At 36.4% G+C, this 26,065-nt stretch carries 24 protein-coding genes; 13 read left to right on the top strand and 11 right to left on the bottom strand.

Going from position 1 to position 26,065, the window contains the following annotated elements; translation table 11 throughout:
• The first annotated feature begins 7 nt into the window (after positions 1 to 7).
• The 3 genes from porN to porM are packed head-to-tail and all read left to right on the top strand — an operon-like array spanning position 8 to position 3,612.
• Entirely contained in the window at positions 8 to 1,177 is a 1,170-nt protein-coding gene (gene porN / locus E0Y80_RS11970; RefSeq protein ID WP_156307907.1) for a type IX secretion system ring subunit PorN/GldN, read from the top strand.
• Positions 1,178 to 1,236: 59 nt separating this feature from the next.
• On the top strand, positions 1,237 to 2,049 hold the full coding sequence (porL, locus tag E0Y80_RS11965) for a type IX secretion system motor protein PorL/GldL (RefSeq protein WP_156307906.1): 813 nt from the start codon (positions 1,237 to 1,239) through the stop codon (positions 2,047 to 2,049).
• 30 nt (positions 2,050 to 2,079) lie between these two features.
• Positions 2,080 to 3,612 carry a type IX secretion system motor protein PorM/GldM gene (gene porM / locus E0Y80_RS11960; RefSeq protein WP_156307905.1) on the top strand — a complete coding sequence of 511 codons (1,533 nt, stop codon included), beginning with the start codon at positions 2,080 to 2,082 and terminating at the stop codon, positions 3,610 to 3,612.
• Positions 3,613 to 3,660: 48 nt separating this feature from the next.
• Here porM and E0Y80_RS11955 read toward each other — a convergent pair whose 3' ends face one another.
• Positions 3,661 to 4,551, bottom strand: a complete 891-nt coding sequence (locus E0Y80_RS11955; RefSeq protein WP_156307904.1) for a helix-turn-helix domain-containing protein — start codon at positions 4,549 to 4,551, stop codon at positions 3,661 to 3,663.
• Between the two features lie 700 nt (positions 4,552 to 5,251).
• Here E0Y80_RS11955 and E0Y80_RS11950 point away from each other — a divergent pair.
• The 7 genes from E0Y80_RS11950 (at position 5,252) to E0Y80_RS11920 (ending at position 9,972) form a co-directional block, all read left to right on the top strand.
• A complete protein-coding gene (locus tag E0Y80_RS11950) occupies positions 5,252 to 5,434 on the top strand; it encodes a hypothetical protein (RefSeq protein WP_156307903.1) in 183 nt (60 codons plus the stop codon).
• 30 nt (positions 5,435 to 5,464) lie between these two features.
• Positions 5,465 to 7,105: a hypothetical protein gene (locus E0Y80_RS11945; RefSeq protein WP_156307902.1), complete on the top strand. Its 1,641-nt coding sequence runs from the start codon at positions 5,465 to 5,467 to the stop codon at positions 7,103 to 7,105.
• 120 nt (positions 7,106 to 7,225) lie between these two features.
• On the top strand, positions 7,226 to 7,624 hold the full coding sequence (locus tag E0Y80_RS11940; protein ID WP_231596033.1) for a DoxX-like family protein: 399 nt from the start codon (positions 7,226 to 7,228) through the stop codon (positions 7,622 to 7,624).
• A 1-nt stretch (position 7,625) separates the two neighbouring features.
• Positions 7,626 to 8,363, top strand: coding sequence for a DUF2071 domain-containing protein (locus E0Y80_RS11935; RefSeq protein WP_156307901.1), 738 nt, complete (start codon positions 7,626 to 7,628; stop codon positions 8,361 to 8,363).
• 128 nt (positions 8,364 to 8,491) lie between these two features.
• Positions 8,492 to 9,106: a class I SAM-dependent methyltransferase gene (locus E0Y80_RS11930; RefSeq protein ID WP_231596032.1), complete on the top strand. Its 615-nt coding sequence runs from the start codon at positions 8,492 to 8,494 to the stop codon at positions 9,104 to 9,106.
• A complete protein-coding gene (locus E0Y80_RS11925; protein WP_156307899.1) occupies positions 9,096 to 9,491 on the top strand; it encodes a hypothetical protein in 396 nt (131 codons plus the stop codon). Before E0Y80_RS11930 ends, E0Y80_RS11925 begins: the two co-directional genes overlap by 11 nt.
• A 214-nt stretch (positions 9,492 to 9,705) precedes the next feature.
• Positions 9,706 to 9,972, top strand: coding sequence for a hypothetical protein (locus E0Y80_RS11920; protein ID WP_156307898.1), 267 nt, complete (start codon positions 9,706 to 9,708; stop codon positions 9,970 to 9,972).
• Between the two features lie 25 nt (positions 9,973 to 9,997).
• On the opposite strand, the gene E0Y80_RS11915 is transcribed toward E0Y80_RS11920, so the two are convergent.
• Genes E0Y80_RS11915 through E0Y80_RS11905 form a run of 3 tightly spaced genes read right to left on the bottom strand, consistent with a single transcriptional unit; the run spans position 9,998 to position 11,779 of the window.
• The gene (locus E0Y80_RS11915; RefSeq protein WP_156307897.1) at positions 9,998 to 10,894 is read right to left on the bottom strand and encodes a hypothetical protein; all 897 of its coding nucleotides are present in this window, start codon (positions 10,892 to 10,894) and stop codon (positions 9,998 to 10,000) included.
• 5 nt (positions 10,895 to 10,899) lie between these two features.
• Positions 10,900 to 11,439 carry a hypothetical protein gene (locus E0Y80_RS11910; RefSeq protein ID WP_156307896.1) on the bottom strand — a complete coding sequence of 180 codons (540 nt, stop codon included), beginning with the start codon at positions 11,437 to 11,439 and terminating at the stop codon, positions 10,900 to 10,902.
• A gap of 1 nt (position 11,440) precedes the next feature.
• The gene (locus E0Y80_RS11905) at positions 11,441 to 11,779 is read right to left on the bottom strand and encodes a hypothetical protein (protein WP_156307895.1); all 339 of its coding nucleotides are present in this window, start codon (positions 11,777 to 11,779) and stop codon (positions 11,441 to 11,443) included.
• Positions 11,780 to 12,019: 240 nt separating this feature from the next.
• On the opposite strand from E0Y80_RS11905, the gene E0Y80_RS11900 reads away from it, so the two are divergent.
• Positions 12,020 to 13,828, top strand: coding sequence for a hypothetical protein (locus E0Y80_RS11900; RefSeq protein ID WP_156307894.1), 1,809 nt, complete (start codon positions 12,020 to 12,022; stop codon positions 13,826 to 13,828).
• Between the two features lie 72 nt (positions 13,829 to 13,900).
• On the opposite strand, the gene E0Y80_RS11895 is transcribed toward E0Y80_RS11900, so the two are convergent.
• From E0Y80_RS11895 to E0Y80_RS11885, 3 genes are all read right to left on the bottom strand, one after another.
• Positions 13,901 to 15,277 carry a RagB/SusD family nutrient uptake outer membrane protein gene (locus E0Y80_RS11895; RefSeq protein ID WP_231596031.1) on the bottom strand — a complete coding sequence of 459 codons (1,377 nt, stop codon included), beginning with the start codon at positions 15,275 to 15,277 and terminating at the stop codon, positions 13,901 to 13,903.
• Positions 15,278 to 15,287: 10 nt separating this feature from the next.
• A complete protein-coding gene (locus tag E0Y80_RS11890; RefSeq protein WP_156307893.1) occupies positions 15,288 to 18,764 on the bottom strand; it encodes a SusC/RagA family TonB-linked outer membrane protein in 3,477 nt (1,158 codons plus the stop codon).
• A 497-nt stretch (positions 18,765 to 19,261) separates the two neighbouring features.
• Entirely contained in the window at positions 19,262 to 20,317 is a 1,056-nt protein-coding gene (locus E0Y80_RS11885; protein ID WP_156307892.1) for a sugar phosphate isomerase/epimerase family protein, read from the bottom strand.
• 168 nt (positions 20,318 to 20,485) lie between these two features.
• Here E0Y80_RS11885 and E0Y80_RS11880 point away from each other — a divergent pair, with 168 nt between their 5' ends.
• The gene (locus tag E0Y80_RS11880) at positions 20,486 to 20,893 is read left to right on the top strand and encodes a hypothetical protein (RefSeq protein WP_156307891.1); all 408 of its coding nucleotides are present in this window, start codon (positions 20,486 to 20,488) and stop codon (positions 20,891 to 20,893) included.
• A gap of 38 nt (positions 20,894 to 20,931) precedes the next feature.
• Here E0Y80_RS11880 and E0Y80_RS11875 read toward each other — a convergent pair whose 3' ends face one another.
• Positions 20,932 to 22,161, bottom strand: coding sequence for a glycosyltransferase (locus tag E0Y80_RS11875; RefSeq protein ID WP_231596029.1), 1,230 nt, complete (start codon positions 22,159 to 22,161; stop codon positions 20,932 to 20,934).
• 75 nt (positions 22,162 to 22,236) lie between these two features.
• Between E0Y80_RS11875 and miaE the strand changes: the two genes are divergently transcribed.
• Positions 22,237 to 22,818, top strand: a complete 582-nt coding sequence (gene miaE / locus E0Y80_RS11870; protein ID WP_156307889.1) for a MiaE family protein — start codon at positions 22,237 to 22,239, stop codon at positions 22,816 to 22,818.
• A 51-nt stretch (positions 22,819 to 22,869) separates the two neighbouring features.
• Here the strand turns inward: miaE and rlmN are convergent, their stop codons facing one another.
• The 3 genes from rlmN to E0Y80_RS11855 form a co-directional block, all read right to left on the bottom strand.
• Positions 22,870 to 23,952 carry a dual-specificity RNA methyltransferase RlmN gene (rlmN, locus tag E0Y80_RS11865; protein ID WP_156307954.1) on the bottom strand — a complete coding sequence of 361 codons (1,083 nt, stop codon included), beginning with the start codon at positions 23,950 to 23,952 and terminating at the stop codon, positions 22,870 to 22,872.
• 32 nt (positions 23,953 to 23,984) lie between these two features.
• On the bottom strand, positions 23,985 to 24,875 hold the full coding sequence (locus E0Y80_RS11860; RefSeq protein WP_156307888.1) for a DUF4349 domain-containing protein: 891 nt from the start codon (positions 24,873 to 24,875) through the stop codon (positions 23,985 to 23,987).
• A gap of 69 nt (positions 24,876 to 24,944) precedes the next feature.
• Positions 24,945 to 25,979: an LLM class flavin-dependent oxidoreductase gene (locus E0Y80_RS11855; RefSeq protein ID WP_317163545.1), complete on the bottom strand. Its 1,035-nt coding sequence runs from the start codon at positions 25,977 to 25,979 to the stop codon at positions 24,945 to 24,947.
• Between the last annotated feature and the right edge of the window lie 86 nt (positions 25,980 to 26,065).

Raw genomic sequence — 26,065 nt, 5'->3', positions numbered from 1 at the left:
TTTAAAAATGAAAAATTGGATGATGGTAATCGCTTTGGCATTGGGAATTTCCCCAACCTTAGCGCAAAGTATCGATACGATACCAGACAGCACCGTTATGACTCAGACTATTATTCAGCCTATCAATGACTCCAATGTAGTTGTGCAAGGAGAAATTTTAGCTGACACCATACCTACGACTGACGGGTTCTATCAAGTTAATAACCTTGAGGATGCCGTTCCTTTCGCTTATCCTGAAGTAAACTTGAAAAATATTCGTTTCTACAAAAGGGTATGGAGAGATATTGATTTAAAGGACGAACGTAATTACATTTATGCAATTCCTGGTAATTCCCTAATGGAGGTAATTATGAAAGGAATCGAAACGGGTAAGTTAACACCTTATAACCCCGAAGATGATTCCTTTAAAGGAAAGCTCTCAGCTACCGAGGGAATTGCCCGTTTTGCCGACTCTGTATTGGTACCCATCTTTGACGATGAGGGTAACCAGATCGATTCCAAAATGGCATTAAATGAATTCAACCCTGAGCGTGTTACGAAGTTTAGAATTAAAGAAGACATTTTCTTTGATAAACAAAGAGGACGCTTGGAAACTAGGATTATTGGTGTGGCGCCTTTAATGGATATTACCACTTCTTCAGAACTGGCAACTTCCGTAGGATCGACTCCAGCATTCTGGTTATATTTTCCACAACTTAGATATAGCCTTGTAAAAGTGGATATTTCTGATCCAGACCGTGGCCTTTATGATATGACCATGGATGATCTCTTTGTCCAGAGAAAATTTGCGAGTAAAATTATCCGTGAATCTTCACCTGGCATGTTGCAGCAAGCAACTTATGCTGGAACAGATAGTACCCAGACAGACAACTCAGCAAATTTAGAAGACAAACTAGAAAGTTATAAAAAGAAATTATGGACAACTCCTAAAGGTGTAAAAGCTGAAAAATTAGAAGGCCATGAACAAGATCTGAAGATTCAGGAAGAAGAAAAGAGACAAAAGGAATTGATGGAACAACAGCATCAAACCAGACAATCTCAACAACAACAGCAAAGTGAACAACAGCTGGAAGAGTTGTTAAAACAAAGCGGACAGAATCAGGAAGAAACGGAGAGTGGTACTGAAGAAGGAACCACCGAAGAAGGTTCGGGTAATTTAGAAGAAAATTTAAACTAAGAACATCCATTTTATAACCCATAAAAACCCAATAAGACAGGGCATTCAAAATTTATATTATGAGTAAAAAGAAAGACAATTCCAGATGGCTACATGTTGCCATTTCTTGGGGAGCAAGTATCGTAATTATCGGTGTATTGTTTAAAATCCTACATATTGGAGGATCGATGGCAAACTACATGATTGGATTAGGGCTTGCCGTAGAGGCCATCCTATTCTTCTTAATGGGTTTCAACCCTCCTCCAGAAGAGCCTGATTGGACAAGGGTTTATCCTGAGTTAGATGAAAAGTTCCAAGGTGAACTGCCTACTAGAACTGCTCAGGTTGTGGCTAGTCCCCAAGGACCTTCGGCAACTGCTGCACTAGATAAAATGTTTGCTGATGCTAACATAGAGCCCGCAACTATTGAAAACCTTGGAAGAGGACTAAGGGATTTCGGTGAAAAGGTATCTGCAATCAATAGAATTTCTGATGTCTCTTTGGCAACCGACGAGTTTACGCAAAAACTACGTTCTGCTACCTCAAAATTCGATAATCTAGGCCTTGCTTTTGAAAAAGCTTCAGCGAACCTTGTAGCGATGTCAAATACAAATACAGACACTACAGGATATCATGAACAAGTTCAAATCCTTACATCTAATCTGCGTCAACTGAATGGAATGTACGAAAAAGAACTTAGAGACTCTGCATCTCACCTACAGTCTATGAATTCTTTCTATGAGAATTTGAAATTTACGATGAATAACTTCAATGAATCGTTGGATGATTCCAAAGCGTTCAAAGAGGAGGTAAATAAATTGGCGAAAAACTTAAATGCATTGAATGCCGTATATGGCAACATGCTAAGCGCAATGAACCAACCTCGAGTATAATTCATCCAAGTAAAATTTTAAACGAAAAATATGGCATTAGGAAGAGAGACGCCAAGGCAGCGGATGATAAACATCTTGTATCTCGTGTTGCTTGCCTTGCTCGCATTAAATGTACCCGATTCAATATTGGATGCCTTTAAAAATATCAACAACAGTTTGGAAACATCCAAAACAAATGTAAATAATTCCGTTCAACAACTGTTTTCAGCTTTTGAAAGCACCAAACTTAAAGATGAGCCCGGAAGAGCTAAGCCAATCTATGATAAAGCTAAAAATGCTCAGGCTATTATAAATGACCTCAATCAATATATAAATGGGATAAAAGAGGAATTTGTAGATCAGGGCGGTGGTTATGATGAAAAAACCGGAGACCTTAAAATGCGTGAAAACGAAGATATTGCTCCAAACATCATGATCAACGGTAAAAAAGGTGTTGAACTTAAAGAAAAAATAAATAGTACCAGGTCAAAATTATTGGCGCTATTAACACCTGAGGAAAAAAAATCGGTTTCTTTTTCGCTTGAAGCGAATGATCCTGAAAAGGCCGTAAATGGTAAGCGTAAATGGGAAGAGATTAATTTTGGGAGTGGTACTCCACTGACTGCAGCGATGACTATTCTTACCAAGATCCAAACAGATGCTCAGAACGCAGAATCTGATGTCGTAAAATTGATTCTTGGAAAGATGGATCAAGCGGTGGTTAATCTTGATAAGTTCGCTGCAGTTGCGGTAGCACCAACCTCCTACCTAGTACAGGGACAGCCTTATGCGGCAGAAGTATTTCTTACGGCTTCGGATTCTAAGTCACAACCTTCAATCAGTGTAAATGGTGCTAACCTTAACGTGGTCGATGGTAAAGGGGTATATAGTGTACCAACTAACAGAGAGGGTATTTTTACTTGGTCGGGTGTTATTAAAGTAAAACAGACCGATGGTTCAATTAAGGAATATCGTACTCCTGTTCAAACTTATCAAGTTGCAAGGCCATCTGCCGTTGTATCTCCTGATAAGATGAACGTACTTTATATTGGTGTTAATAATCCAATTTCAGTTTCTGCACCGGGTACTCCAACAGATAAGGTGAAAGTAAGCATGAGCGGCGGTAGCATTAGTGGTTCTGCTGGAAAATATAATGTTAAAGTTAGCTCTCCGGGAACAGCAAGAATTTCTGTTTCTGCTGAGATCGCTCCAGGTAAGACTCAAACCTTGAGTACTACAGAATTCCGTGTGAAAAGAATTCCTGATCCAATTGCGCAATTTGCCGGTAAAACTGGTGGCGCAATGGCAACAGTGGCAATTAAAGCACAAAACGCAATCTTTGCTAAACTGGACAACTTTGATTTCGATGCATCATTTAAGGTGACAAAATTCTCCTTGATTATTGCAAAGCCTAGAGCTGATGCAGTCGTGTTGTCAACTTCTGGCAACCAATTGAGTTCTGCAATGAAATCCGCAATGAATGGAATTACTCCAGGATCTAGGGTGATATTTGATAATATTATCGCCGTTGGTCCCGATGGAACCCCAAGACAGTTGAATGCAGTTGCCTTAACCGCAAATTAATAAAATAAGGAAGCCCGATTTAATCGGGCTTCCTTATTTCTATTTCCATTAGTTATTCCTAAACTCGTTTGGACTACTGCCTACTAACTTTTTAAAAAACCGAGAAAAATGCTGAGGATATTTAAATCCTAATTCATAGGCAACTTCGTTAATGCTCCTGTCCTTATCGAACAACATATCCTTTGCTTTATTGACCAATTTACTTTGAATATACTCTTGTGGAGACTTTCCTGTTTCTTTCTTTATCAAATCGCCGAAGTAGTTAGAAGATAGATGTAATTGATCGGCGCAATAAGATACGGTAGGAATTCCCAATGTGCTTGGATAGTCAGAGTTGAAGTATTCGTCCAATAGTTCCTCAAACCTTAATAAAATCCCTTTGTTGACATGATCCCTAGTAATAAATTGTCGATCATAAAATCGTTCGCAATAATTTAAAAAGAGTTCAATATTGGATACGATAAGCTGTTTGCTGTGTTTGTCGATGTTTTGTTCTAGCTCATATTCAATCTTTTGAAAACAGTCTAGAATTATCTTCCTTTCCTTATCAGAAAGATGGAGAGCCTCATTGACAGCATAGCTAAAAAAATGATAATCCTTGATTTTCTTTGAAAGAGCAGAGCCACTTAATAGATCTGGATGAAATGCCAAGGCAGTTCCTTGGGGTTTATAAGATTCCGTGCCATTCTCGCCAATGACCTGACCTGGTGATAGGAATATTAATGTGCCTTCCTCATAATCGTAATTATTTAATCCGTATCGAAGATCTCCACATTTAATTTTTTTTAAGAAAACTAAATAAAAATCATATCGCATCTTACGTAAGGTTCTTTCGTTCGCCTTGTCAAGATTTACAATTGAAATTAATGGATGTAATGTTTCATTATTATTGAAAGCATTATACTCACTTATATGATCAAAAATTAAGATATCTTCCATCTGAATTGGATTAATTATTCTAAAATAGAAATAGAAAATCTTTATTCTACATTGTACAGTCACATTTCAGTAATAATGGTTGTAAAAACAGTAAAATGTTTAATTCTTTAGGCTTTTTAAACGGATATTTTTTTTCATTGTTTCATGAGGTTATGGCTGTTAAATCTGGGATGGCCTTTTTTACGCCATTGATTTGAATAGCTAAATTTTCTCCATTTCTCCTTTCAACCTATTCTGCTACCATAAACCTGAGAAATTAACCTAGGTCGTTGGCTAAAATAATTCTAACTGCTTTTTCGATTATCAAAAATCATTAAATTTTTTCATAAATATGACAATCGTGGTTAAAAAATAGTCCTAATAAGAATTAGTATATTTAAATAATAAAATATTAATTCTCTGTTTATTAACTATTTAGACTAAAATCTATAAAAATTAATTAGAAAACACTTTACAGCTATTAAAAGTTTAAATCTAAAGTGTTTATATTTGCATATATAGAACCAATTGTTGCTAAAGCGCCATTTTTGTATAGTACCGCATTCCCAATCATACATTCAGGTTTTTATTATTAATTTTTAATTTAATAAATAGTAAAATAGGATAAAATATGTTTAGGCCGTCCATAAATCTCAATGGAAGGCTGTGCCGCTTAATCTATCATTTTCATCATGTATTAAGAACGTTAAAATCGACGGCTATGGAAAACAAAAAGAAAAAATATGTTGCACCTAAAGTTGAATGTATCCCAGTGCAATTGGAACAGGGATTGGCAATTTCTTCCGCAACCATTTCGGGCGGAGTAAATGGATCGGAATTTACTCCCGACGTCGAAGAATGGGGAGCAGAAGAAAATGGAGGATATTCCAGAGGTGATCTCTAGTTTATAAATTAATCTTTATTAGCGGGCCTTATGAAAGTTAATAATTTATCTCTATGGAAAGCCATGTTTCTATGTTTGGTGGCATTGCTATTCCAATATACCTTTGTTTCCTGTTCTCAGGATTCAACGGAAACACAAAATCAGGAATTAACCAAATTAAATGTCAATATTATTGGGGTAGCCGATTTGGTTGATGGTACCCAAGCAACTTTGAAATCATCCATTGCAATGAATCGATCCGCTGCGACTACAGTCCCTAAAATTGAATCGCATAACGGATTTGATGCCATTGTCGGATTAAAAAATGATGATTATAAAATTCCTAAAAGCAGGATTGTCAGTAATGCGCAAGTGAATAAAGGAAATGCTGCTGCAAAAGCCTTGGCAATGACTCCTGGAAAACAATTCCGAATGTTAATTTATAAAATGGACGGCACGCTATATGCCAATCAACTGGCTATCGCGGGAACTCCTTTAACCATTGATGTCGTAAAAGGGGATACCTACAGATGGATTGCCTATTCCTATAATGAAGATCCTACTATTACTTTACCTGACATTTCCGACCGGGTGAATCCAAGCGTTTCTACAGGAGAAGGATTTGATGTGCTGTATGCTTCAGATAATATTACAATCGCAAATTCCGGAAATACTCCGCTGGGCATTACTTTTAATCATGTACTGAATAGAATTGCCGTTGAATTAAATACAATGGGAATGTTTGCGGATCTAATTTCAGCAAGCATATCCTTTCCTGGAAATTATTTTAATAAAGGACGATTAAACCTTAATGATGGTGCCGTCTCCGATGAAGGAAGCTATTCAACATCTCCTATAAGTTCCAATTTTGTTCAAGTTCCTGGTTATGCCTACGGAGATCGAAATGTAGCTTATTTCTATACAGCTAATCCTGATGCAATTAGTTCCTTTCAGGTGAATCTTAATGCCTTAACCATCAAATTAGATGATAATACGAATCGAACTTTTACCACAACCACAACCTTTAATGTTGCATCAGGAATCCCAGCTTCTTCTTTAGGGAAAAGCCGGACAGTTAACATTGATCTAATTGAATCTCCTTTAACTGTTGACGGAATTGCCTGGGGCCGCGCCAATCTATATTATCAGGCTGGTCATAACCCTTACCGTTTCCACCATACCTATGCACATAAAAATCAACGTAATTCATATTTTGCATTCAAATCTCATCTTCCGGAGAACTTCTCTGTGGTAAATGAAAATATCGACCCATGCCATGAAGTTTATCCAATAGGTGTTTGGAGGCATGCAACCGCCGCCGATTATTCAAATCTTGTTTTAAAATCTAGAACGACCGGTTCTGTTGGAGGTCTGGGCTATGTTGAATATACTGCAACGGGAACAGCCGCGCCATATCCAAGCAATCGATTAAGAATCAATTTCAATGGACAGGGTGTTGCTATTGATGTGCTCAATTTAATAGGCCTCAACTTTGGAACTACTTACGGTAATTCCGCCCATTTGTGGAGCAACACTGAGGGGGCAAATGTTTTGATTTCCCTCGGTGGATGGTATTATTTTGGTAATTCCATCGCTAGCTCGGTTAACCTTGAACTGTTGAACGTGGGTTTGTTGGGAACTTTAAATGTCATACAAACTCCCTTTAAGAACATAAGATGCGTAAGAAACTAAGTGCAGACTAATCATTTCTTTTGCGTCCCCATTATTGGGGACGTTTTTTTATCTTAAATCTTTAGGGACTATTGTTTAATATATTAGAGAATAAATCTATTTTTAGTTATTGAATGATTGATGATGGTAAAAACGAGATATGATTTATTGAGTAAAGCCTTAACCCTATTCTTTTCCTTGATATGGATGGTAAATGGTTTATTCTGTAAAATTCTAAATCTCGTACCAAGGCATCAAGAAATTGTTGCTCAGATTCTGGGAAAAACGTATTCAAGAGAATTAACCATTTTGATTGGGATTGCAGAAATATTCATGACAATTTGGATTCTGTCCCGAAGATTTAGTCGCTTATGCGCAATAATTCAAATTGTAGTGATTGGAACGATGAATATTTTGGAATTTTTCCTCGTTCCCGACCTTTTATTATGGGGAAAAATGAACCTAATATTTGCCTTGGGTTTAATGTTGTTGATTTATTATCAAGCATTTATTTTAGAAGCTGCTATTAAAATTCGTTAACATGGCCAATCCCTTAAAAAATCATCCTTTTGCAGTTTCAGCTCACTTTGATTCCTCGATAATTCTAACTTTTTCTGTCGACAAGAATGAACTCATCGACCTGATTCCAAAGCCATTAATTTTAGACCTATACCTAGATAAATGGGCTTTTATCACCGTTGCTATGGTGGATACCAAAAACTTAAGGCCTAAAGCATTCCCTAAGATTTTCGGAAATGATTTTTTCTTAATTGGGTATAGAATATTTGTGCGGTATAAAACCTCAACTGGAAGAAATTTAAGAGGATTATATATTCTGAAGTCTGAGACAAATAAAAAGAAAATGGAAATCCTTGGAAATATTTTTACGAATTATAATTATCAAACAATAGATCTCACTCAGAAGGACCATAATAACCAAATTGAAATCAGCTCAAAGAAGTCAAATTTTAATATCGTATTTAATAGGATTGATGAAGAATTAATTTCGCTTCCTGAAGGATCCATTTTTCCTAACTGGAAGGAGGCAAGAAAGTTTGTAGGACCAATGCCCTTTACTTTTCAAGTTAACCAGGAACAAAAGAAGGTTCTAATTATCGAAGGATTAAGAGATAATTGGAAGTCAAACCCTATTCAAGTCCAGTCCAGTTACGTAGATTTTATTAATCGATTTGGTTTTAAATCCATAAAGCTTGCCAATGCTTTTGAAATAATTGATGTTGACTATGATTGGAAGAAAGGGGTATTGGATACATGGTAAATAAACGCAAAAGATTTCAAGGTGTCTCCAATATAATTCTTTTCAATTGGCATAAATATGTAATTGCCTTAATCTTTTGTATAATTCTAACTATCCTAGCAAGTTTTCTAGCTCCTGAACATCGAAGTATGATTTTTTGTTTAATCGGACTAGCAATTGTTGGAATGTTAGTTTCCCTATTTATTTCTTTTTATGTGTATGATCTTTCAAATTTATATGAGTTTCATCCTTTAGGTAATCTTAATCAGAAGAAAGTACTAAATATCAATGCCGGCTTTGATGAAGTTAGTCAAATATTGACTGAAAAATTTTCAATGATTGATCTGAAGATTTGTGACTTTTACGACCCTAACGAACATACGGAAGTCTCAATAAAAAGGGCTAGACAAAAATATCCAGCTATGCCGGGAACCATTCTTGCGAAGACCAATAATATTCCATTCCCCGATCAAACATTTGATAAGGTCATTTGCATCTTTTCTGCTCATGAAATCCGAAATATGAATCAGAGAATCGAATTTCTGAATGAATTAAAGCGGGTTATTCGTATATCTGGAGAAGTTATTATAACAGAACATTTAAGGGATATCCCCAATTTTTTAGCCTATAATATAGGATTCCTTCACTTTTATTCTAAGAATAGTTGGTTTAACTGTTTTCATAAAGCAGGTTTATTTTTAGAAAGAGAAGTAAAAGTTAATCCATTTATTTCAACATTTATTCTTCGATCGAATGGAAAGTAATTTCAAGATTATTGGATTCCTTTTAATGCTCCTGGCAATGGTTCATATCATATTTCCAAAATATTTTAATTGGAAGGTGGATTTGCAGCCACTTCAACTGATCAACAGATCGATGTTAAAGGTTCACACCTTCTTTATTGCTCTAACGGTATTCCTAATGGGCATACTTTGTTTTACTTCTTCTGAAGCTTTGTTACATTCCGAGTTGGGAAAAAGAATCTGTTTTGGCCTGGGAATCTTTTGGTTAATCAGGCTTTTCTTCCAATTTTTTGTCTATCCTAAAGAATTATGGAAAGGGAAAAAATTTGAATTGACCATGCACATTTTGGCAAGTATTTTTTGGACTTATCTAGCTTTTTCATTCTTTTGGGCAACTTTTTCCTAAGATTCAATCGATCTCCTTTTCATTAATTTTTTAAATAAAATTCACGTTTTTCTGTAAAAAAATAGATGATATTATAGATGTTACAACAAATTTTTAAAAAATATTAGGTGGATATTCACAACTTTTGTAAATTTGTAGCTACAAAATCGGAAGATTTAGCTAAATTTAACATTACGTTCATTGTTTAATTATCAGCAGTTAACAAAAGGGCATTATGGAAAGCAACAGATACACAGATATTACATTAAAGGAATTGACCTTACAACGTAAGGTTTCAGTTGCAATTATTTTTGGCGGAGCTTTTTTAATGTCCGCGCTTATGACAGTTGTTGGCCTTTTCGTAAAACAAGATACCGATATAATTATGCTCGTGCTTTCTTCTGCTACGGTCTTAAGTATTCTTCCTTCTATCTTAAGATTTATTAAATTAAATTCTTTATTAAGATCTAAAACCGCTGAGGTAGTTTACTCAAGGTCTTAAAATTCTTTTTCTGATTATTTTCCTGTTAATATTCCTCTTCTGGCATAGTAGAAAAATATAATACATGTTGTGCGTCCTTTATTTTTCCTTCATTATCTGAAGGTGTTAAGGTAATCGTGTTATTAAGTTCATCCGCACTAAAAATAAAGTATTGCTCCCCCTGGCTTAAGGCAGATGATTTTGGAAAATTCTCAGTGATTTTGATCATCAACATATCATTATCCATAAACCTAACGTCAACCTCATGCTCTTGGTTAAGTAAAGCAAAATCCTGATCTTCTGAAAAGAATATTGATAATCCGTCTTGGGTATAATTAGGCTTAGAACCTAAGGTCGGCAAATTGTCTACCTGTTTTAATCCCTTTCCTCTCACTACATCCGACTTTCTCCTCACTAAGGGTTGATTGATATAAGCAGGGTTGAATTTTGCTTGATCTGAATCCTGGTCTAACCAGTCATCAAATATGCTGACAGAATACGAAAATGCCTCATCATCTTTGAATAAAACGTATGGTGCTGAAATGCTTGATTTTCCCGAAATTACTTCTAATTTTTCCTCTTGGAAAACAGCATATTGCCCATCAGAATGACCAATACTTAAAGAATTTAAGTCTTTGGGATCTGAGTATGAAAAATGAATAAAAATTGAAATTTGACCATTATTCTCTTTTATTTCATAACTCTTGTTGCTAAATGATTCCAATTCTTTTACCCAATGCAATTTTTGATTCTTTAATTTCAAAAATTCCTCTGTTTTGGCAACATCCTCGATTTCAGTTGTGGATAGTAGATTCTTCTGTTCTATGGAAATAGTTTTTTGAATTGGGTCGACATGGATAATGGCCTTTTCTGCAACCAGTGATGGCTGTTCCCGCATAAATAATGTCCCAATAATGATAAAGAAAATTTTGATCTCGTCCATGGATATTAATTTGATTCAAAGCTATTCATAAATTCTTCAAATTTTTTATTCGCCTCGTTCAAAAGTTTGGGCTCTATCTGTGCCGTCGTGTTAATGTTCTTTAATAAGGCTTTCCTATTTTCGATCTGTAGATAGGCCATGACCGTATTGTCCCCCCATAAATAATCATAAATAAAGGCAAATCCCTTATCATCATTTTCAAGATAGCTGGCCAAATCCTTTATCCAAGATATTATCGGTAATATTTCATTGTAATTCTCTGAATATTGCAATGCCAATAAGTACCAGATTTCCTCTGAATCATTATATTCTTGCTTCGCAATTATATATTTGTCCTTCAATATATCTTCCAAAATACTACGGTTACTCTCTGAATTAAAGGTTTGAATGTTCTTAAGCTCAGTTTTGGAATACATATCTCTAGATTCCCACCATGACAACCAATTGCTATCTAATACACTTCCTACAGGTCGGGAGTCTAAGAAATTATTTAATTTATCCTTCTTAATATTAATTTTTATAAATAATGAACTTTGTTCTGACATATCATGAATTTTTATATTGATCAATAAAATTAAACTTATCCTTAAAATACTTTCCAATGATAGGTAAAGGTTTTTCAACACGATTTGTAGCATGAAGTATTCCGACAACCATGAGAATAACAATCATTTGGCTCAGTAAGTTAACAATGAATGCTAGGGTAGGAGCAACAAACATTAATAATCCTAAAATAAGATAGAATATTACAGTAGAGACAAATAATCCTAATCCTTGTTTTAGATGATACACACTAAAGTGATCCCTTTTTTCCCTGCCTGCGAAAAATGCAATGAACCAGAATATTCCTAAATAGCTTAATATAGATTGAATTTTGGAACTCATATCGTCTCGATTTTTGTTTTATTAAAGTTCAGATTCTTCCGCTTGTTTTACTCTTAATTTAACCTACAATCCATTAACATGCTTAGAATTCAGTATATACAAAGTATATACACGAAATATAAATAATTGATAATCAGGAATATTTATGTGTTGGCGGGGTTTTTGATATGTTATTTTATATCTTTTACTAGCAAAATAATTTATAGATTGCCCAGACTATTTTTCTTGCCTTATAGTTTTATGAGAATCATTTTATGTATCCTATTTGTACTTTCGGTTTTTCCTGTACTTAGTCAAAGTACCTTGCAGGGGACTCAATCTGTAATTGATCAAGTCGAGCAAATGGGACTTAAGAATCAAGATAAGGAAGCCATTGAACTTATTGACCAAGCTTTAAAAAATCCAGCAAACGGACCTGATGATTTGATCTACTTATATTCTTATAAAAGTGGGATTGCCCTTGAAAATGATAGTTTGAAATTAGGAAATGAATTGGTCGATTTATGTTTAGATTATGCAAAACAAACTTCGAAACCTCTTTCTAAGGTTATGGCCCTAAGGGCAAAAGCTTATCTAAATAGCTATCTAAACCTAACGGATCAGGTTATTAAAGACTCTAAGGATGCTCTCAAAATCCTAGACGAGGAAAAAGAGGCATATAACTTAAAATATTATTTTAACTACCTAATCTATGCAACCTATAGTGGATGGGATGAGTCGGATAAAATGTTGCATTATATAAAAGAATGTGAAAAATTTGCTAAGCTATCGAAGAATCCTAATAATATTGCCAAAGTTCATTTAGGATATGCTAGTGTTTATTTAAATCAGTATAGAAAAAATAATCAGAAAAATGATTTGGATAGCAATTTCTATCATTTAAACAAGGCCTATCAAATCTTTGAACAATATCCCTCTGAAGTAAGCAGCAACACTTTTGTCGTTGCCTGTATAAACCTTGCCAACTATCAACTGGAATTTGCAAATGCACCAATACAGGATCGTAAAGCAATTGCTTTTAAATTCTTGGATAGTGCTGAAGTTGAATTAAAAAATGATAGAGCAAGATTTAGTAGATGGATTAATATATATGGAATACGCAGTGACTTTGCCTTAAAGGAAGGGAATGTTCAGCTGGCTGAACAATATTTAATTGAAGCAATCAGCAGGTTGGACTCCAGAAAGGATAATAGTCTTTTGCGCCTTGAATTTTCATTGTATAAACATCTTGCTGACCTTTCAGAGAAAAAAGGAGATATAAACTCTGCATTGAATTACCAAAAGAAAGCTGAGGCGGTGCTGAAACAAAATTTCGATCAACAGCAAATCACGAATGCGCAAAAGTTGGAAATTCAATATGAAACCGAAAAAAAAGATCAACAGCTTAAACTTTTGGGAGAAACAGCGGAATTGAGAAAAAATCAGAATTACCTCTATGGTGGCTTAGCGGTTCTGGCTATGTTGGGATTAGCTTTTATGTTTAGGGCTTACCACTTTAAATTGAGGTATTCGATTGAAAGAGAGAAAAAATTAGCTAAAGAAAAAGAAGATGCTGAACTGAATGCTGAAATGCGTCTAAAACTTGAAATAGAGGAACAAGCAAGACTTAAAGCTGAACAGGAATTATTGGAACTGAAACATCAGCAGCTTCAAAAGGAAGCATTGGCGAACTCCTTAATTATTGAGCATAAAAATGATATGCTCAAACAAATTCAATCTAAATTGAAAGATGGAGATCCTCGAGATATTCAAAAACTATTGAAAGAGGAAACGCTTTTAAATGCAGATTTTGAAGATATCAAATGGCAATTACAACAATTACATCCGAACTTCTTTTCCCAATTGATTGAAAAATCAAATCAAAAACTAACAGCTTTAGACTTAAAATATTGTGCATACATCTACTTGCAGATGTCTACAAAACAAATTGCTCAGGTATTACATGTCGAAGCTCAATCGGTTAGGATGTTTAAGTATCGACTAAAGCAAAAATTTGGATTATCTAAAGAAAGTGACCTAGAATCATTTCTTCAAGAAGTAGGGTCGTAAAAAATAAACAAGCCGCATCAAATTTTGAGTTTTTGATGCGGCTTGTTCTTACTATGTTATCTTCAACTGAAATTAATAACCGGGATTTTGAGTTAGGCCCCCACCTAATGAAATCTGGGCAGTAGGTATAGGATATATCATATACTCTGCTTTTGTTAATGTCTTATATTTTTTCAGTGCTAATTTCGTTCTAACAAAATCAAACCAGGTTTCCCCCTCAAACATAAGCTCTCTTTCTTTCTCTTCTTGAACCGCAGTAATGAATGACGCTAGCCCATTGTATGTACTGATGGGTTTTGTAATTCCGGCGCGGTCCTGAACCATTTTTAGGGAAGCATATGCAGCTTGACTAACTCTATTATCAACCCTTGCTTTTGCTTCTGCATGTATAAGATAAAGTTCTGCTAAACGAATAACTGAAACGTTTTGACTTGCCGGAGAAAAGTTTGGAAATTTTCCCATAAAGTAATTATCGTTACTACCTTTTTTAATGGTAAAGTTCTTTCTCTTATCCGCATTTTCATAGAGATCTAAAACCGTAGAGTCCTTCGCAAAAAATAACACGGAAGGATTATCGTTGGCAACCGACGCTAAAGGGTTTGTGGCCTGATCATCAAATTGAAGTTCAAAAATAGATTCGTTGGTATTTTGTGTAGTCCAAATTGTACTGAAGTCCGAAACCAAACTATAACCTCCTGCTTGAATCACCTCGTTTGCTAAGTCGGCCGCTTTCTTATAGTCATTTGTAAATGAAGCTTGGTATAGATAAACTTTTGCTAACAATGCTTTAGCTCCCCAGTTAGATGCCCTGCCTCGGCTTTCATCACCCGTGTAAGGATTCTCGGTAGGGAGTAATGCTATTGATTCCGTCAGATCCTTAATAATTTGGCTGTATGTTTCTTCCTTCGTTGCTTGTGGAGTATTTAAATCGTCACCTTCCTTTGTGGCTTTTAACTTCAAAGGAACACGTTCAAATGCTCGTACCAGGAAAAAGTATTGGAGTGCTCGAATGAATTTGGCTTCACCTATGAAATAATCCTTTCTCTCTGCTGAAATCATGCTGTCATCCATGTTTGGAACTTCATCAATAATATTGTTCGCCGCATTGATGGTCGCATAAAGGGCCTGCCACATATTCGATGTCCACGGATTGATTGCCTGAACTTCATGGCTCGCGAAAGTTTCATATTCTGGATACACCGCTGAATGTCGAACATGTACTGCCGAAAATTCAGGTACAATAATCGTGGACTGTCCATATGAAAATGAATTCATCATGGATCGATAAGCGCCCATTACTGCCGCATTTGCATTGGTCTCCGAATTAAAAAATTCATCTTCTGTAATCTGCCCTAATGGGTCTTTGTCTAAAAACTTGTTACATGACGTCTGTGTTATTGCCATCATCGTAACGAAACATATGGATAAAATTTTATTTGTTATTTTCATTGTGAAGATGTTAGAACGTTAAATTAATACCTGTCGTGAATATTCTTGGTTGAGGATAACTTCCGTAATCATAACCGTAAATTAATCCTGTATTCGCACCGCCATGGCTTGAGCTTACTTCTGGATCATATCCTCTGTATTTCGTAAAAACATAGGCGTTTTGAACTGTTACGTAGAAACGTAATCTTTTCATTTTTATACGTTCTGCAACCTCTGTGGGTAGGGAGTATCCTAAAGTAATATTTCTTAATCTGAAGAATGAACCATCTTCAACAAATCTTGATGAAACCGCACCATTGTCTAAACTGCCCGGTGCCGGTCTAGGTACGTTGCTGATGTCTCCAGGCTGACGCCACCTGTCAACAAAGTCCACAAATTGATTCGAACTTGGATTGAATCCTTCTAATCCTGAAGCTAAATTATAATTGAAAATATCATTGCCATAAGAAAACTGACCAAGGATACTTAAATCAAAATTCTTGTATTCAAAATTATTGGTAATACCTCCGAAAAATTGTGGATTCGGATCTCCAATCATAACATGATCCTCATAGTTTGTTGGAGTAACAGCACTTCCATCTTTCCCTAAATAGTCAATCATCCCCGTTTCTGGATTTACACCCAATGCTTTCCAGCCATAAAATACTCCTAATGGCTGACCCGGGATCGCTCGGTTAAGATCACCAACTCCGCCACGCATTTCTGTTAATCCTTCTGGTAATGCAAGGACTTTATTCCGATTGAAAGTCATGTTAAGGGAAGTGCTCCATTTAAAGTCACCAACTAAGTTCTTGCTACTCAACTCAAACTCAAATCCTTTGTTTTCTATGTCTCCGGAATTTGTAAATCTGTTCATGTACCCGGAGCTTGTTAGGATAGGTAGGCCTATTAAGAGGTCAGATGTCTTTTTGTAATAGTAATCAGCTAACAATGATATTCTATCATTGAAAAAACCGGCATCAACCCCAACATTCCATTGCCTAGTTGTTTCCCATTTCAAGCCTTTATCTCCCAATACATTCGGAACAAATCCCGCTATACCCATATAATTGTTGCCAGCTGTATAAAGTGATCTACTCGCATAATTTCCAATATTTTGATTTCCAGTAATACCCCAACTTGCCCTTAATTTTAAATCACTGATTGTACTGTTGCCTTTTAGAAACTCCTCTTCCGAAAGTCGCCAAGCTCCTGCCAGTGAAGGGAAAATTGCCCAACGGTTATCTGCTCCGAATCGTGAGGAACCATCCATACGAACATTCGCATTTAAAATATATTTATCCTTGTAGATGTAGGTAGCACGTGCAAATCCTGAGGCAATTGCCCATTCTTCAGGATAGGCATTTGCTCCCGTGATTACTCCGCCGGCAGTGACATAAGGAATATCATTGTTTGGAAACCCTGACCTTTGCGCATGCGTGAATTCTAGCCTTGATCCTTGAACCGAAAACCCCGCCAATGCATTTATACTATGATCTCCAAACCCCTTGTCGTAGGTTAATGTTGTTTCATTGATCCATAACTGATCTCTTGTACTCCGACTGGCTCCAATACCTCCTTGACTAGCATAGGAACGTAGTCCTGTCGGAGGCATAAAGAATGTCTCGTCTATAAAGCTTAGGTCGGTCCCAAAACTTGTCTTTAACAATAATTCCGGAATGATGTTGTATTCAGCACTTGCATTGGCTAAAATACGGTAGGTGTTTGCTTTGTTGGTTGGTAGCTCCAACATGGCTACCGGATTCTCTCTGGTTAGACGAACCTGATCATAAAAATAATTCCCCTGGCCGTCATAGACCGGAATATTCGGAGGAGAGAAAATCCCTGATTTTGTCGCCCCTTCTTTTGAATTTTCTTCTTGAACCCGCTGATTCGTTGCTTTGGTTAAATTGATTGAGGTCGAAAACCTTAATTTTTCGCTATGTTGATGGTTCAGGTTGATTCGACCGCTCAACCGGTCAAAATTAGAATATAATAAGACACCACCTTGCTTCATATATCCAACCGATGTATAGTATTGCGTCTTTTCATTACCTCCGCTTGCTGATAACTCATAATTCCTGGTTGGCGATGTTCTAAAAATAGCATCTTGCCAATTGGTATTGATACCTGGATTTGAAAAGATCTGATCAGGAATTGACTTTGATGGATCTTCCTCCATTGCTATTCTATAATAATCCTTCATGTAATCCTGGTATTGTTCCGTATTCATGAAATCATAATATCTTTCCTTCGGTACCTGAGAAAACCCTTCATACATGTTGAAGTTAAATTGGCTCTGGCCAACAGCTCCCTTTTTGGTTGTAATAAGGACAACACCATTGGCAGCTCTTGATCCGTATATTGATGAAGATGCCGCATCTTTTAACACTTCAATGGATTGAACATCCGAAGGATTGATAGAGGAAAGAACATTGATCCCTTGGGTTCCGCCACCAAAATCAAATGTGGATCCTCCGGTAAAGTTTGTCGTACTGTTGACAGGAATTCCATCCACTACATATAAGGGGTCTGAGCTTGCGTTAATAGATGTCGTACCACGTACACGAATGCTAATCCCGCCTCCCGGTGATCCCGATTTCTGAGTAACTTGAACACCGCCAGCCTTACCTTGGATGGCTTGCGTAACACTGGGTAAGACTTCATCTTCAATTTCATTTGCTCCAATACTTGAAACGGCTGTTGGAAGGGTTGCCCTTTTCATGGTACCATATCCTACTGCTACAACCTGAACGGATTCAATGGTATTGGTCTCTGTGGCTAAGACAACTTGAATGTCTTGTCGATTGCCCACCGTTTGAGTTACCGTCTTGTAGCCTACAGATGAGAAACGAATCTTGCTATTTGCGTCTGCGGCAATCTGAAACTTCCCGTTTTCATCCGTGCTCGAGGTTAGCTCAGTTCCTACAACTTTTACTGTAATTCCCGGTAATGGTCCTGTAGGACCTGTTACTGTACCGGTTACAATATTTTGGCCAGTAGGCGCTGCCGCAGTTGCGCTTTGCGTTGAACTACTGTCTGAATTGACAACTGTTGAATCTACTTGAGTACCGCTACTGTCTTGCGCTGTAGTATCCACAGCATTGCCCCCTTCAATCTCTAATTTTTCAGTTTCTTCTGTAGCTGTTGTCAACTTAACATCTAGTTGTTTCTGATTATTCACATGCAATTCTTGTGTGGCATATCCAGACTTTAAAAAGGTAATTATTCCATTTGGATTGGCAGAAATTTTATATTCGCCGTTCTGGTCGGATAAGGTACTATTGCTGGTCCCTTTTTCTGTAATTACTACCCCTTCAACTGCGGTTCCTGTTGAATCAGTAATTTTCCCAATGATATCGAGGGAATCCAAGGACTTATTCTTGATAAGATTTAAGTAATCTGCGTTTCGATTGTTGTACTTTTCAATAGTACTTGCCCGTCCTTGATGGCAAAAGAGCATGAGAGTACATGCTATGAAAAGCGAACGGTAAAGGTAGTGCATCATATATTAATTATTTACAGGGTAATTTTATCTCAAAATTTCGCTTGTAAGTGTTTTTTATAGCCTAATTTGGGAACCCAATTAGAAGGCTTAACGACGAGCATTATATCAAGTTTGTTACATAGATATACATGTACTAAACGGCAACAAACCTATTTTGTTGTTAAAAAAAGTAAAATAATTAATTTGATTACATTTTAAGACTATGTACAAGAGCCCTAATAGCCTGAAAACGATTCTTAATGGAAGATTAATTTGGCTAATATTTTGACTTGTTTCTTAAGAGACAGTAGACAGTAGACAGTAGACATAAGACACAAGACCCGTTTTACGCCGTAGGTGTGACATATTTCCAAACTCCATATGCCAACGTCAATAAATTAACGTTAAAATGGTTTCTCGAGCTAAAGCTCGTGAATGACAGAGGTTTTTTACATAAAAAAAGGCTGTCTCCAATAAGAAACAGCCCTTTTTCTATTTTCAAATATTCTAATCAACAACTACGATATACCCAATACCTCTTTGTTGAAATTCTCATCGGTACCGGTCGCCGCAAAATCATCGAATGCCTTATCCGTCACTTTGATAATGTGATTTTTAATAAATTCTGCACCTTCGGTTGCTCCGTCCACAGAATTTTTCAATGCACATTCCCATTCCATGACAGCCCATCCATCAAAATCATAAGCCGCCAGTTTACTGAAAATACCCTTGAAATCAACCTGTCCATCTCCTAATGAGCGGAATCTACCTGCTCTTTCAACCCAACCTGAATAACCTCCATACACACCTTGTTTTCCCGTAGGATTAAACTCAGCATCTTTCACATGGAACATCTTGATGCGGTCATGATAATGATCGATATAACTTAAATAATCCATCCCCTGCAATAATAGGTGCGACGGATCATATAATAAACATGCTCTCGGGTGGTTGTTTGCAGCCTCCAAAAACCGCTCATAACTTACGCCATCATGTAGGTCCTCTCCAGGATGGATTTCATAACAAACATCGACACCATGCTTATCAAATTCATCTAAAATAGGCAACCATCTTTTCGCCAATTCCTTGAATCCCGTTTCAACAACTCCCGCAGGACGCTGTGGCCATGGATAGACCATATGCCATAACAATGCTCCACTAAAAGTAGCATGTGCATTAAGACCTAAATTTGCAGATGCTTTTGCCGCTAATTTTAACTGATCTATTGCCCATTCTGTTCTTGCTTTTGGATTATTCCTTAACTTCTCAGGTGCGAACCCATCAAAAAGCTGGTCATAGGCTGGATGTACCGCAACTAATTGACCTTGTAAATGGGTAGAAAGTTCAGTAATCTCCACGCCCTGCTCTTTTAATTTCCCTTTAATCTCATCTGCATAAGTCTTGCTTTCTGCAACCTTTTGCATATCAAAGAAATTAGGATCATTTGTCGGAATCTGAACTCCTTTAAATCCCAATGAACTTGCCCATTTACTAATGGTTTCTAAATTATTATATGGTGCTTCTTCAGCTATAAACTGGGCAAGAAAGATACCCGGACCTTTTAATGTTTTCATAAAATAATAGTTTTACTAAATATAATAAATCATTCCGTTAAACCGTGTATTTTGAACACTAATTTCCACTTTAACAGCTTATTTTTACTTTTTTTCACATATTGGCATAATGATTGGAAGTAAGCACCTGAGTTAATGAAATTATAAAGGAAACTAGAATAAAGCATTATGAAAAAGTTATTGATCTTGGGTTTAGTGGCTATTGGATTCTCTTCTTGTAGCAAAGAAACTTTAGATAGCGCTGGAAGGGACGTTGCCCAGAATGTTATCAGATCTTTTGAGTGGACAAACGTAGTTAAGGTAGAAAAAGTAGGTGGCGAAGAAGTCTTAAGAGATACAATTGCTGCAGAATCTAAAGGAACTTATCTAGATTTTGATAAGGATGGCTTCGCTTATGTATTTGACGGTAAAGGTGGGTCAAAATCATTTTCTTATGATATGCCTACAAGCAAGTCAATGAATTTTGATAAAGTGTCTTATACCATCAAAGAAAATATTATTCAATCAACGATAAAGTTTACCCTTGAGAATACGAATCAAACTAAAACAACTACAATCGAGTTTAAAAGAAAATAGTTTTTTAAACTTAATTTTGAGAATTAGCGCATGCGTTTTTACGTTTGCGCTTTTTTATTCTTCTCTTCAATCCATTGAGATAGATATTTTGTGGATAGGAATTGACTAGACCATAAAATTTGACCCACCATGTTCTTAGAGCGATGTTTTGATAGATCGTCTTCTATTTCAACAATTTGTTTCATCAGGTTTTGACCCCAATTCATTCCGTCAAACTGCCTTAGGATCTCTAAGGATTTTTGCCTCGAGATTTCCCATTCTTCTTTATCCTCATGGAGTAAAATAGCTTTCTCAATCAACTCAGCAGTTGTATCTGCTATATACCCCGGCCATGCTAAACCTTGAAACATACCTTCAGCACCTACTAAGCTACTTACCGATGCGGTACCGGCATAAAGCGCATCAATAAATTTACCCTTTTGCCCAGCTCCAAACGGTATTGGTGCTAATAATACTCGATAATTTTTCATCGTCTCCACAGCATCTTCTGCTCGACCTTTGATAAAAAATCCTTGTGCCTCATTGTGGAGTTGGTTAACCTTTTCACTTGGATATGCTCCATAGATATGAACCTCGGCCTTAGGAAGTCTCTTTCGGATTATTGGCCATATTTCTTTAATAACTTGCACGGTCTTCCAATTTGGTTCATGGATGAAATTGCCAATAAACATAAAATTCGACCTCTCCTCAAAGCTTGGTACCTCAATCTTGTTTCTTGATTCTAATCGAAAGGGTAGATAACTAATCAAAGCCGGATCTATCCTAAATTCATCCTTCAGTAAGTTAATTTCAAATTCTGAAATCAATATACTTAAATCCGAACGATATATGGATGCCAGCTCCCGTTTCGCAAGATCGGAATAGTACATTGATTTTTCCTCTTCTAATCCTTTTTTATAGGCTTCCTGCCTTGCATTGCGAACAAAATGCAAATCTTCAGTATCCAATATTCGGACCGCAGTCGGACAGGATTGTGATATTCGCCAACTGTATTGCTCTTCAACCATAAATCGATCAAATAGTACATAATCCGGCTCTAGATCCTGTATCCATTGATCAAATGTGGAATCGTTTAAAGCAATCTCTTGCTCTACTATCCCTTTATCTTGCAATGGGTATGAAAATTCTGATTTACTTGCTGCAGATGCGAATGTAACCTCAAAACCATTTGATATAAATAAGTCAATGATCTGAAGTATTCTCCAGCCGGCAGCTGAAGATGTAGGTTCTGGCCATACCAATCCAATGACAAGCATCTTTTTTCGCATGTCGCAAATTACCATTATTTCATGTATTTAGGGGGATGATTTTGTTTTCACTACCTTTGTGGATATTTTCTTGTTATGTTAGGACTAAAACTTTTGACGGACCCTAGATGGGCAAATATTGCAGAATCAAATCTTGAAGAGATTCTTACTGATCACGCTTGGTGCGAACAGAAAGCCGCTTCCAATGCTATCTCTCTGATTACGCAAAACTCGGAACTGGAAGATTTAGTACATGAATTAACTGCCATTGCTATTGAAGAAATGGAACATTTCAAAATGGTAATCGATATCATCAAAGAAAAAGGTTATGAATTAGGTCGGGAAAGAAAAGATGATTATGTGGGACAGCTGATGAAATTTTCCAAAAAAGACGGTTCTCGTAATCAAGCTTTTATCGATAGGTTATTGTTTGCCGCTATGATTGAGGCTAGAAGCTGCGAACGTTTTAGAGTGCTATCTAAAAATATTGAAGACCAGGAATTGGCTAAATTCTATCATGACCTCATGGTATCTGAAGCAAATCACTATACTACTTTCCTCAATTTTGCAAAAAAATATACCATTGATGTCAATGTTGAAAAGAGATGGCAAGAATGGTTGGAATTTGAAGGAAAGCTTATCCAATCCTATGGCAAAAAAGAACAGATACACGGATAAAAAAACATAGGGTTGAAATTTTCAACCCTATGTTTTTTTATATTTTTTGAACTAGTTTACCTGGTCAGCTTCTTTTTCCTTAATGGCCAATTGTCCACATGCCGCATCAATATCCTTTCCTCTACTTCTTCTGACATTGGTAATAATCCCTTGACTCTTTAAATAATTCGCGAATTCCTCAATCTTATCGGCCTCAGCATTCACAAAATCTGCTAATGCTATCGGATTATATTCAATGATATTTACTTTACAAGGAACATTCTTGCAAAATTTTGCCAACTCTTTGGCATCTTGAATCTCATCGTTGAAATTGTGGAAAACAATGTATTCAAAAGTGATGGGGTTCTTTGTCTTCGCGTAAAAATATTTTAATGCTTCAGCTAATGCAGCCAATGAGTTCTGCTCATTGATAGGCATAATTTCATTTCTCTTTTTATCGTTGGCAGCGTGAAGTGATAGTGCCAAGTTAAACCGAACTTCATCATCTCCTAACTTTTTAATCATTTTGGCAATACCTGCTGTGGAAACGGTAATACGTTTTGCAGCCATATTCAATCCATCTGCTGAGGTAATTCGCTCTACCGATTTCATCATATTGCTGTAGTTCAGTAGGGGTTCGCCCATTCCCATGTAAACGATATTCGTAAGCGGATGACCATATTTCTCCTCGGCCTGCTTGGCTATCAATACGACCTGATCATAAATCTCATCTGCATTTAAATTCCGCTTTCTATCCATATATCCCGTAGCACAGAATTTACAGGTCAAACTACATCCAACCTGAGAACTTACACATGCCGTCATACGATCGTCGGCAGGTATTAAAACCCCTTCAATGATATTATTGTCATATAGACTAAAACTGCTTTTTATGGTCTTGTCAGAACTTATTTGAGATTGTTTTACTTTAACCGCATTGATCGTGAAGTGTGCTTTTAAATTCTCCCGAAGTGACTTACTTAAGTTGCTCATCTCATCAAAATCAGTACAGGATTTTTGCCATAACCATTCATAGATCTGCTTGGCTCTAAAACCCTGCTCTCCCATGCTGACTAATGAATCCTTTAATTGAGCCAAACTCAAACTCCTGATATCTACCAATTTTACTGCTTTTTCCACGGTACAAAGATACATCAAAAATTATAAGCTAGAAGTAATAATAATTCCTAATCCGCTTTACCCATTCTTCTTTTCTTTCTGAAATTACGAATAATAATAATGATCAAGCCGACCACTATCCAAACTGGCCAAATCCCAATAATTCCCAAGGCAATGTTTTGAATCAGGTTCCAGCCAAATTCTAAGGATGTTTTTACCTTAGCAAAAAAGGACTTACTTCCCATCGGAAGATTGGCTTGATACTCAAATAAATCAACGGTCAATGTGCTGTAATTTACCTGATTCGTCAGATTTCTTAGCACTGCTTCCTTACTGTCAATTTCTTCCTGCAGTTGTCGAATCTGTTCTTGAATCTCTAAAAGATCTTTTACATTTTTGGCGCTAGAAACCATTTCCTGATAACGTAAAAGATAGGCTCTTTTACTCTTTAATCGGGATTCAACATCATGATAGGTAATACTTACATCCTCAGCACTAATTTTCTTGTCCGTAATTTTGTCTTCACCATTTTCCATCGCTATCAGGAAGTTATCAAACGAGCTGGTTGGAATTCGAATCGTTAAATTATAACTTGTGAAATTATTGTTATTGTTTGATGACTCTTGCTCATAATAAGCATTAAATTTCTTCAGAAGGGCATCTATATTTTTTTTACTGGCTTCAATTTTTTTGGACTCAAGTGAAATATTACCGCTTCTTATTATTTTGATATTGGAAGTTGATTGTTGTGCAACATCATCTGTTCCCAGAGGCATACTTTCTTTTAATGTCATTTCAGGAGAAACCAATGGAGAGATCCCCGCGTCTTGAGATGTTGCTGCTGCTGTTTCATTAAAATCTTTTGAACTCATTTCTTCTGAATTCTGCTCTGCAAATTTATTTCCACATGATCCCATGCTGATAAGCAACAGCAGGACCCATAAATTATTTCTTTTCATATCTATAATTTATTAGGGGATGCAGTAGATTACCGAATTCCATAAAAAAAAGGGCCTAAGCCCTTTTTTTTATTTTATCGCATCTTTCACTTTCGGAATAATCTGATTTCCATAAAGCTCAATTGCTTTCATCATTTTACTATGATCAGGACTTCCTACATCCATATGGGCAGAAAATCTAGTTAAACCGAAGGTTTCTTGCAATTGAAGGATCTTATCAACAGATTCATTGACATCTGCGACAATTAAATGTCCATGGTTTGAACGGCCATAATCATACTGTGTTTTTTGATATGGAGGCCATCCTCGTGATGCTCCGATCCTATTCATCTGCGCTGAATAATAAGGATAGTACCAATCCGCAATTTCTTTTGAATTTTCTCCAAAGAACGAATGCATATGTACCCCGACTTGATATTTACTCATATCATGGCCATTGTCTTGATAAGCCTGTTCATAAACTTCGAACAAGGGCTTGAAATTTATCGGCGAACCTCCAATGATGGCAAACATTACTGGCAAGCCCAATCTCCCCGCACGAATAACAGATTCCGTCGTTCCGCCAACTGCTATCCAAATCGGAAGTTTGTCATTCACAGGTCTCGGGTAAATGCTTTGATTAATTAAACTCGCGCGGTGCTTTCCGGTCCAGTTCACAGTCTGAGAATTATTTATTCTCAATAAAAGATCAAGTTTCTCTTCAAATAAGGAACTGTAGTCCTTCAAATCGTATCCAAAAAGTGGAAATGATTCGATAAATGACCCTCTTCCTGCCATAATCTCTGCCCGACCATTTGAAATCAAATCAACGGTTGCAAAATCCTGATAGAGCTTAACCGGATCGGAGGAACTTAAGACAGATACTGCTGAACCTAATTTTATCCGATTGGTAACCGTTACGGCTGCAGCCAAAATAATTTCGGGTGCTGCTACTGCATAGTCTGCTCTATGGTGTTCTCCCATTCCAAAGAAATCAACACCAACTTCATCCATTAATTTAATTTCCTCGATTATTTCATGTAGCCTTTGTTGGGGCGCCTGTATTTTTCCTGTTTGGGAATCAATTTGCAAGTCTCCAAACATGCCTATTCCTAATTCCATCATATTATCTTTCTTTTTTAATACTACAAAGGTAATAGGTCCATTGTTTATGATTATTGATATATGATAAGAAACACTAAATTTTATTT

It is taken from the genome of Sphingobacterium endophyticum, from assembly GCF_009733535.1.
In the GTDB taxonomy this organism is placed as follows: domain Bacteria; phylum Bacteroidota; class Bacteroidia; order Sphingobacteriales; family Sphingobacteriaceae; genus Sphingobacterium; species Sphingobacterium endophyticum.
Note: the sequence above shows the minus strand (reverse complement) of the source record. Positions and strands in the feature narration are given on the sequence as shown.

Excerpts from the sequence above, each read along its gene's own strand:
- porN (WP_156307907.1), top strand. The coding sequence starts at position 8 with ATGAAAAATTGGATGATGGTAATCGCTTTGGCATTGGGAATTTCCCCA.
- porL (WP_156307906.1), top strand. The coding sequence starts at position 1,237 with ATGAGTAAAAAGAAAGACAATTCCAGATGGCTACATGTTGCCATTTCT.
- porM (WP_156307905.1), top strand. The coding sequence starts at position 2,080 with ATGGCATTAGGAAGAGAGACGCCAAGGCAGCGGATGATAAACATCTTG.
- E0Y80_RS11955 (WP_156307904.1), bottom strand. The coding sequence starts at position 4,551 with ATGGAAGATATCTTAATTTTTGATCATATAAGTGAGTATAATGCTTTC.
- E0Y80_RS11950 (WP_156307903.1), top strand. The coding sequence starts at position 5,252 with ATGGAAAACAAAAAGAAAAAATATGTTGCACCTAAAGTTGAATGTATC.
- E0Y80_RS11945 (WP_156307902.1), top strand. The coding sequence starts at position 5,465 with ATGAAAGTTAATAATTTATCTCTATGGAAAGCCATGTTTCTATGTTTG.
- E0Y80_RS11940 (WP_231596033.1), top strand. The coding sequence starts at position 7,226 with ATGATGGTAAAAACGAGATATGATTTATTGAGTAAAGCCTTAACCCTA.
- E0Y80_RS11935 (WP_156307901.1), top strand. The coding sequence starts at position 7,626 with ATGGCCAATCCCTTAAAAAATCATCCTTTTGCAGTTTCAGCTCACTTT.
- E0Y80_RS11930 (WP_231596032.1), top strand. The coding sequence starts at position 8,492 with ATGATTTTTTGTTTAATCGGACTAGCAATTGTTGGAATGTTAGTTTCC.
- E0Y80_RS11925 (WP_156307899.1), top strand. The coding sequence starts at position 9,096 with ATGGAAAGTAATTTCAAGATTATTGGATTCCTTTTAATGCTCCTGGCA.
- E0Y80_RS11920 (WP_156307898.1), top strand. The coding sequence starts at position 9,706 with ATGGAAAGCAACAGATACACAGATATTACATTAAAGGAATTGACCTTA.
- E0Y80_RS11915 (WP_156307897.1), bottom strand. The coding sequence starts at position 10,894 with ATGGACGAGATCAAAATTTTCTTTATCATTATTGGGACATTATTTATG.
- E0Y80_RS11910 (WP_156307896.1), bottom strand. The coding sequence starts at position 11,439 with ATGTCAGAACAAAGTTCATTATTTATAAAAATTAATATTAAGAAGGAT.
- E0Y80_RS11905 (WP_156307895.1), bottom strand. The coding sequence starts at position 11,779 with ATGAGTTCCAAAATTCAATCTATATTAAGCTATTTAGGAATATTCTGG.
- E0Y80_RS11900 (WP_156307894.1), top strand. The coding sequence starts at position 12,020 with ATGAGAATCATTTTATGTATCCTATTTGTACTTTCGGTTTTTCCTGTA.
- E0Y80_RS11895 (WP_231596031.1), bottom strand. The coding sequence starts at position 15,277 with ATGAAAATAACAAATAAAATTTTATCCATATGTTTCGTTACGATGATG.
- E0Y80_RS11890 (WP_156307893.1), bottom strand. The coding sequence starts at position 18,764 with ATGATGCACTACCTTTACCGTTCGCTTTTCATAGCATGTACTCTCATG.
- E0Y80_RS11885 (WP_156307892.1), bottom strand. The coding sequence starts at position 20,317 with ATGAAAACATTAAAAGGTCCGGGTATCTTTCTTGCCCAGTTTATAGCT.
- E0Y80_RS11880 (WP_156307891.1), top strand. The coding sequence starts at position 20,486 with ATGAAAAAGTTATTGATCTTGGGTTTAGTGGCTATTGGATTCTCTTCT.
- E0Y80_RS11875 (WP_231596029.1), bottom strand. The coding sequence starts at position 22,161 with ATGCGAAAAAAGATGCTTGTCATTGGATTGGTATGGCCAGAACCTACA.
- miaE (WP_156307889.1), top strand. The coding sequence starts at position 22,237 with ATGTTAGGACTAAAACTTTTGACGGACCCTAGATGGGCAAATATTGCA.
- rlmN (WP_156307954.1), bottom strand. The coding sequence starts at position 23,952 with ATGTATCTTTGTACCGTGGAAAAAGCAGTAAAATTGGTAGATATCAGG.
- E0Y80_RS11860 (WP_156307888.1), bottom strand. The coding sequence starts at position 24,875 with ATGAAAAGAAATAATTTATGGGTCCTGCTGTTGCTTATCAGCATGGGA.
- E0Y80_RS11855 (WP_317163545.1), bottom strand. The coding sequence starts at position 25,979 with ATGATGGAATTAGGAATAGGCATGTTTGGAGACTTGCAAATTGATTCC.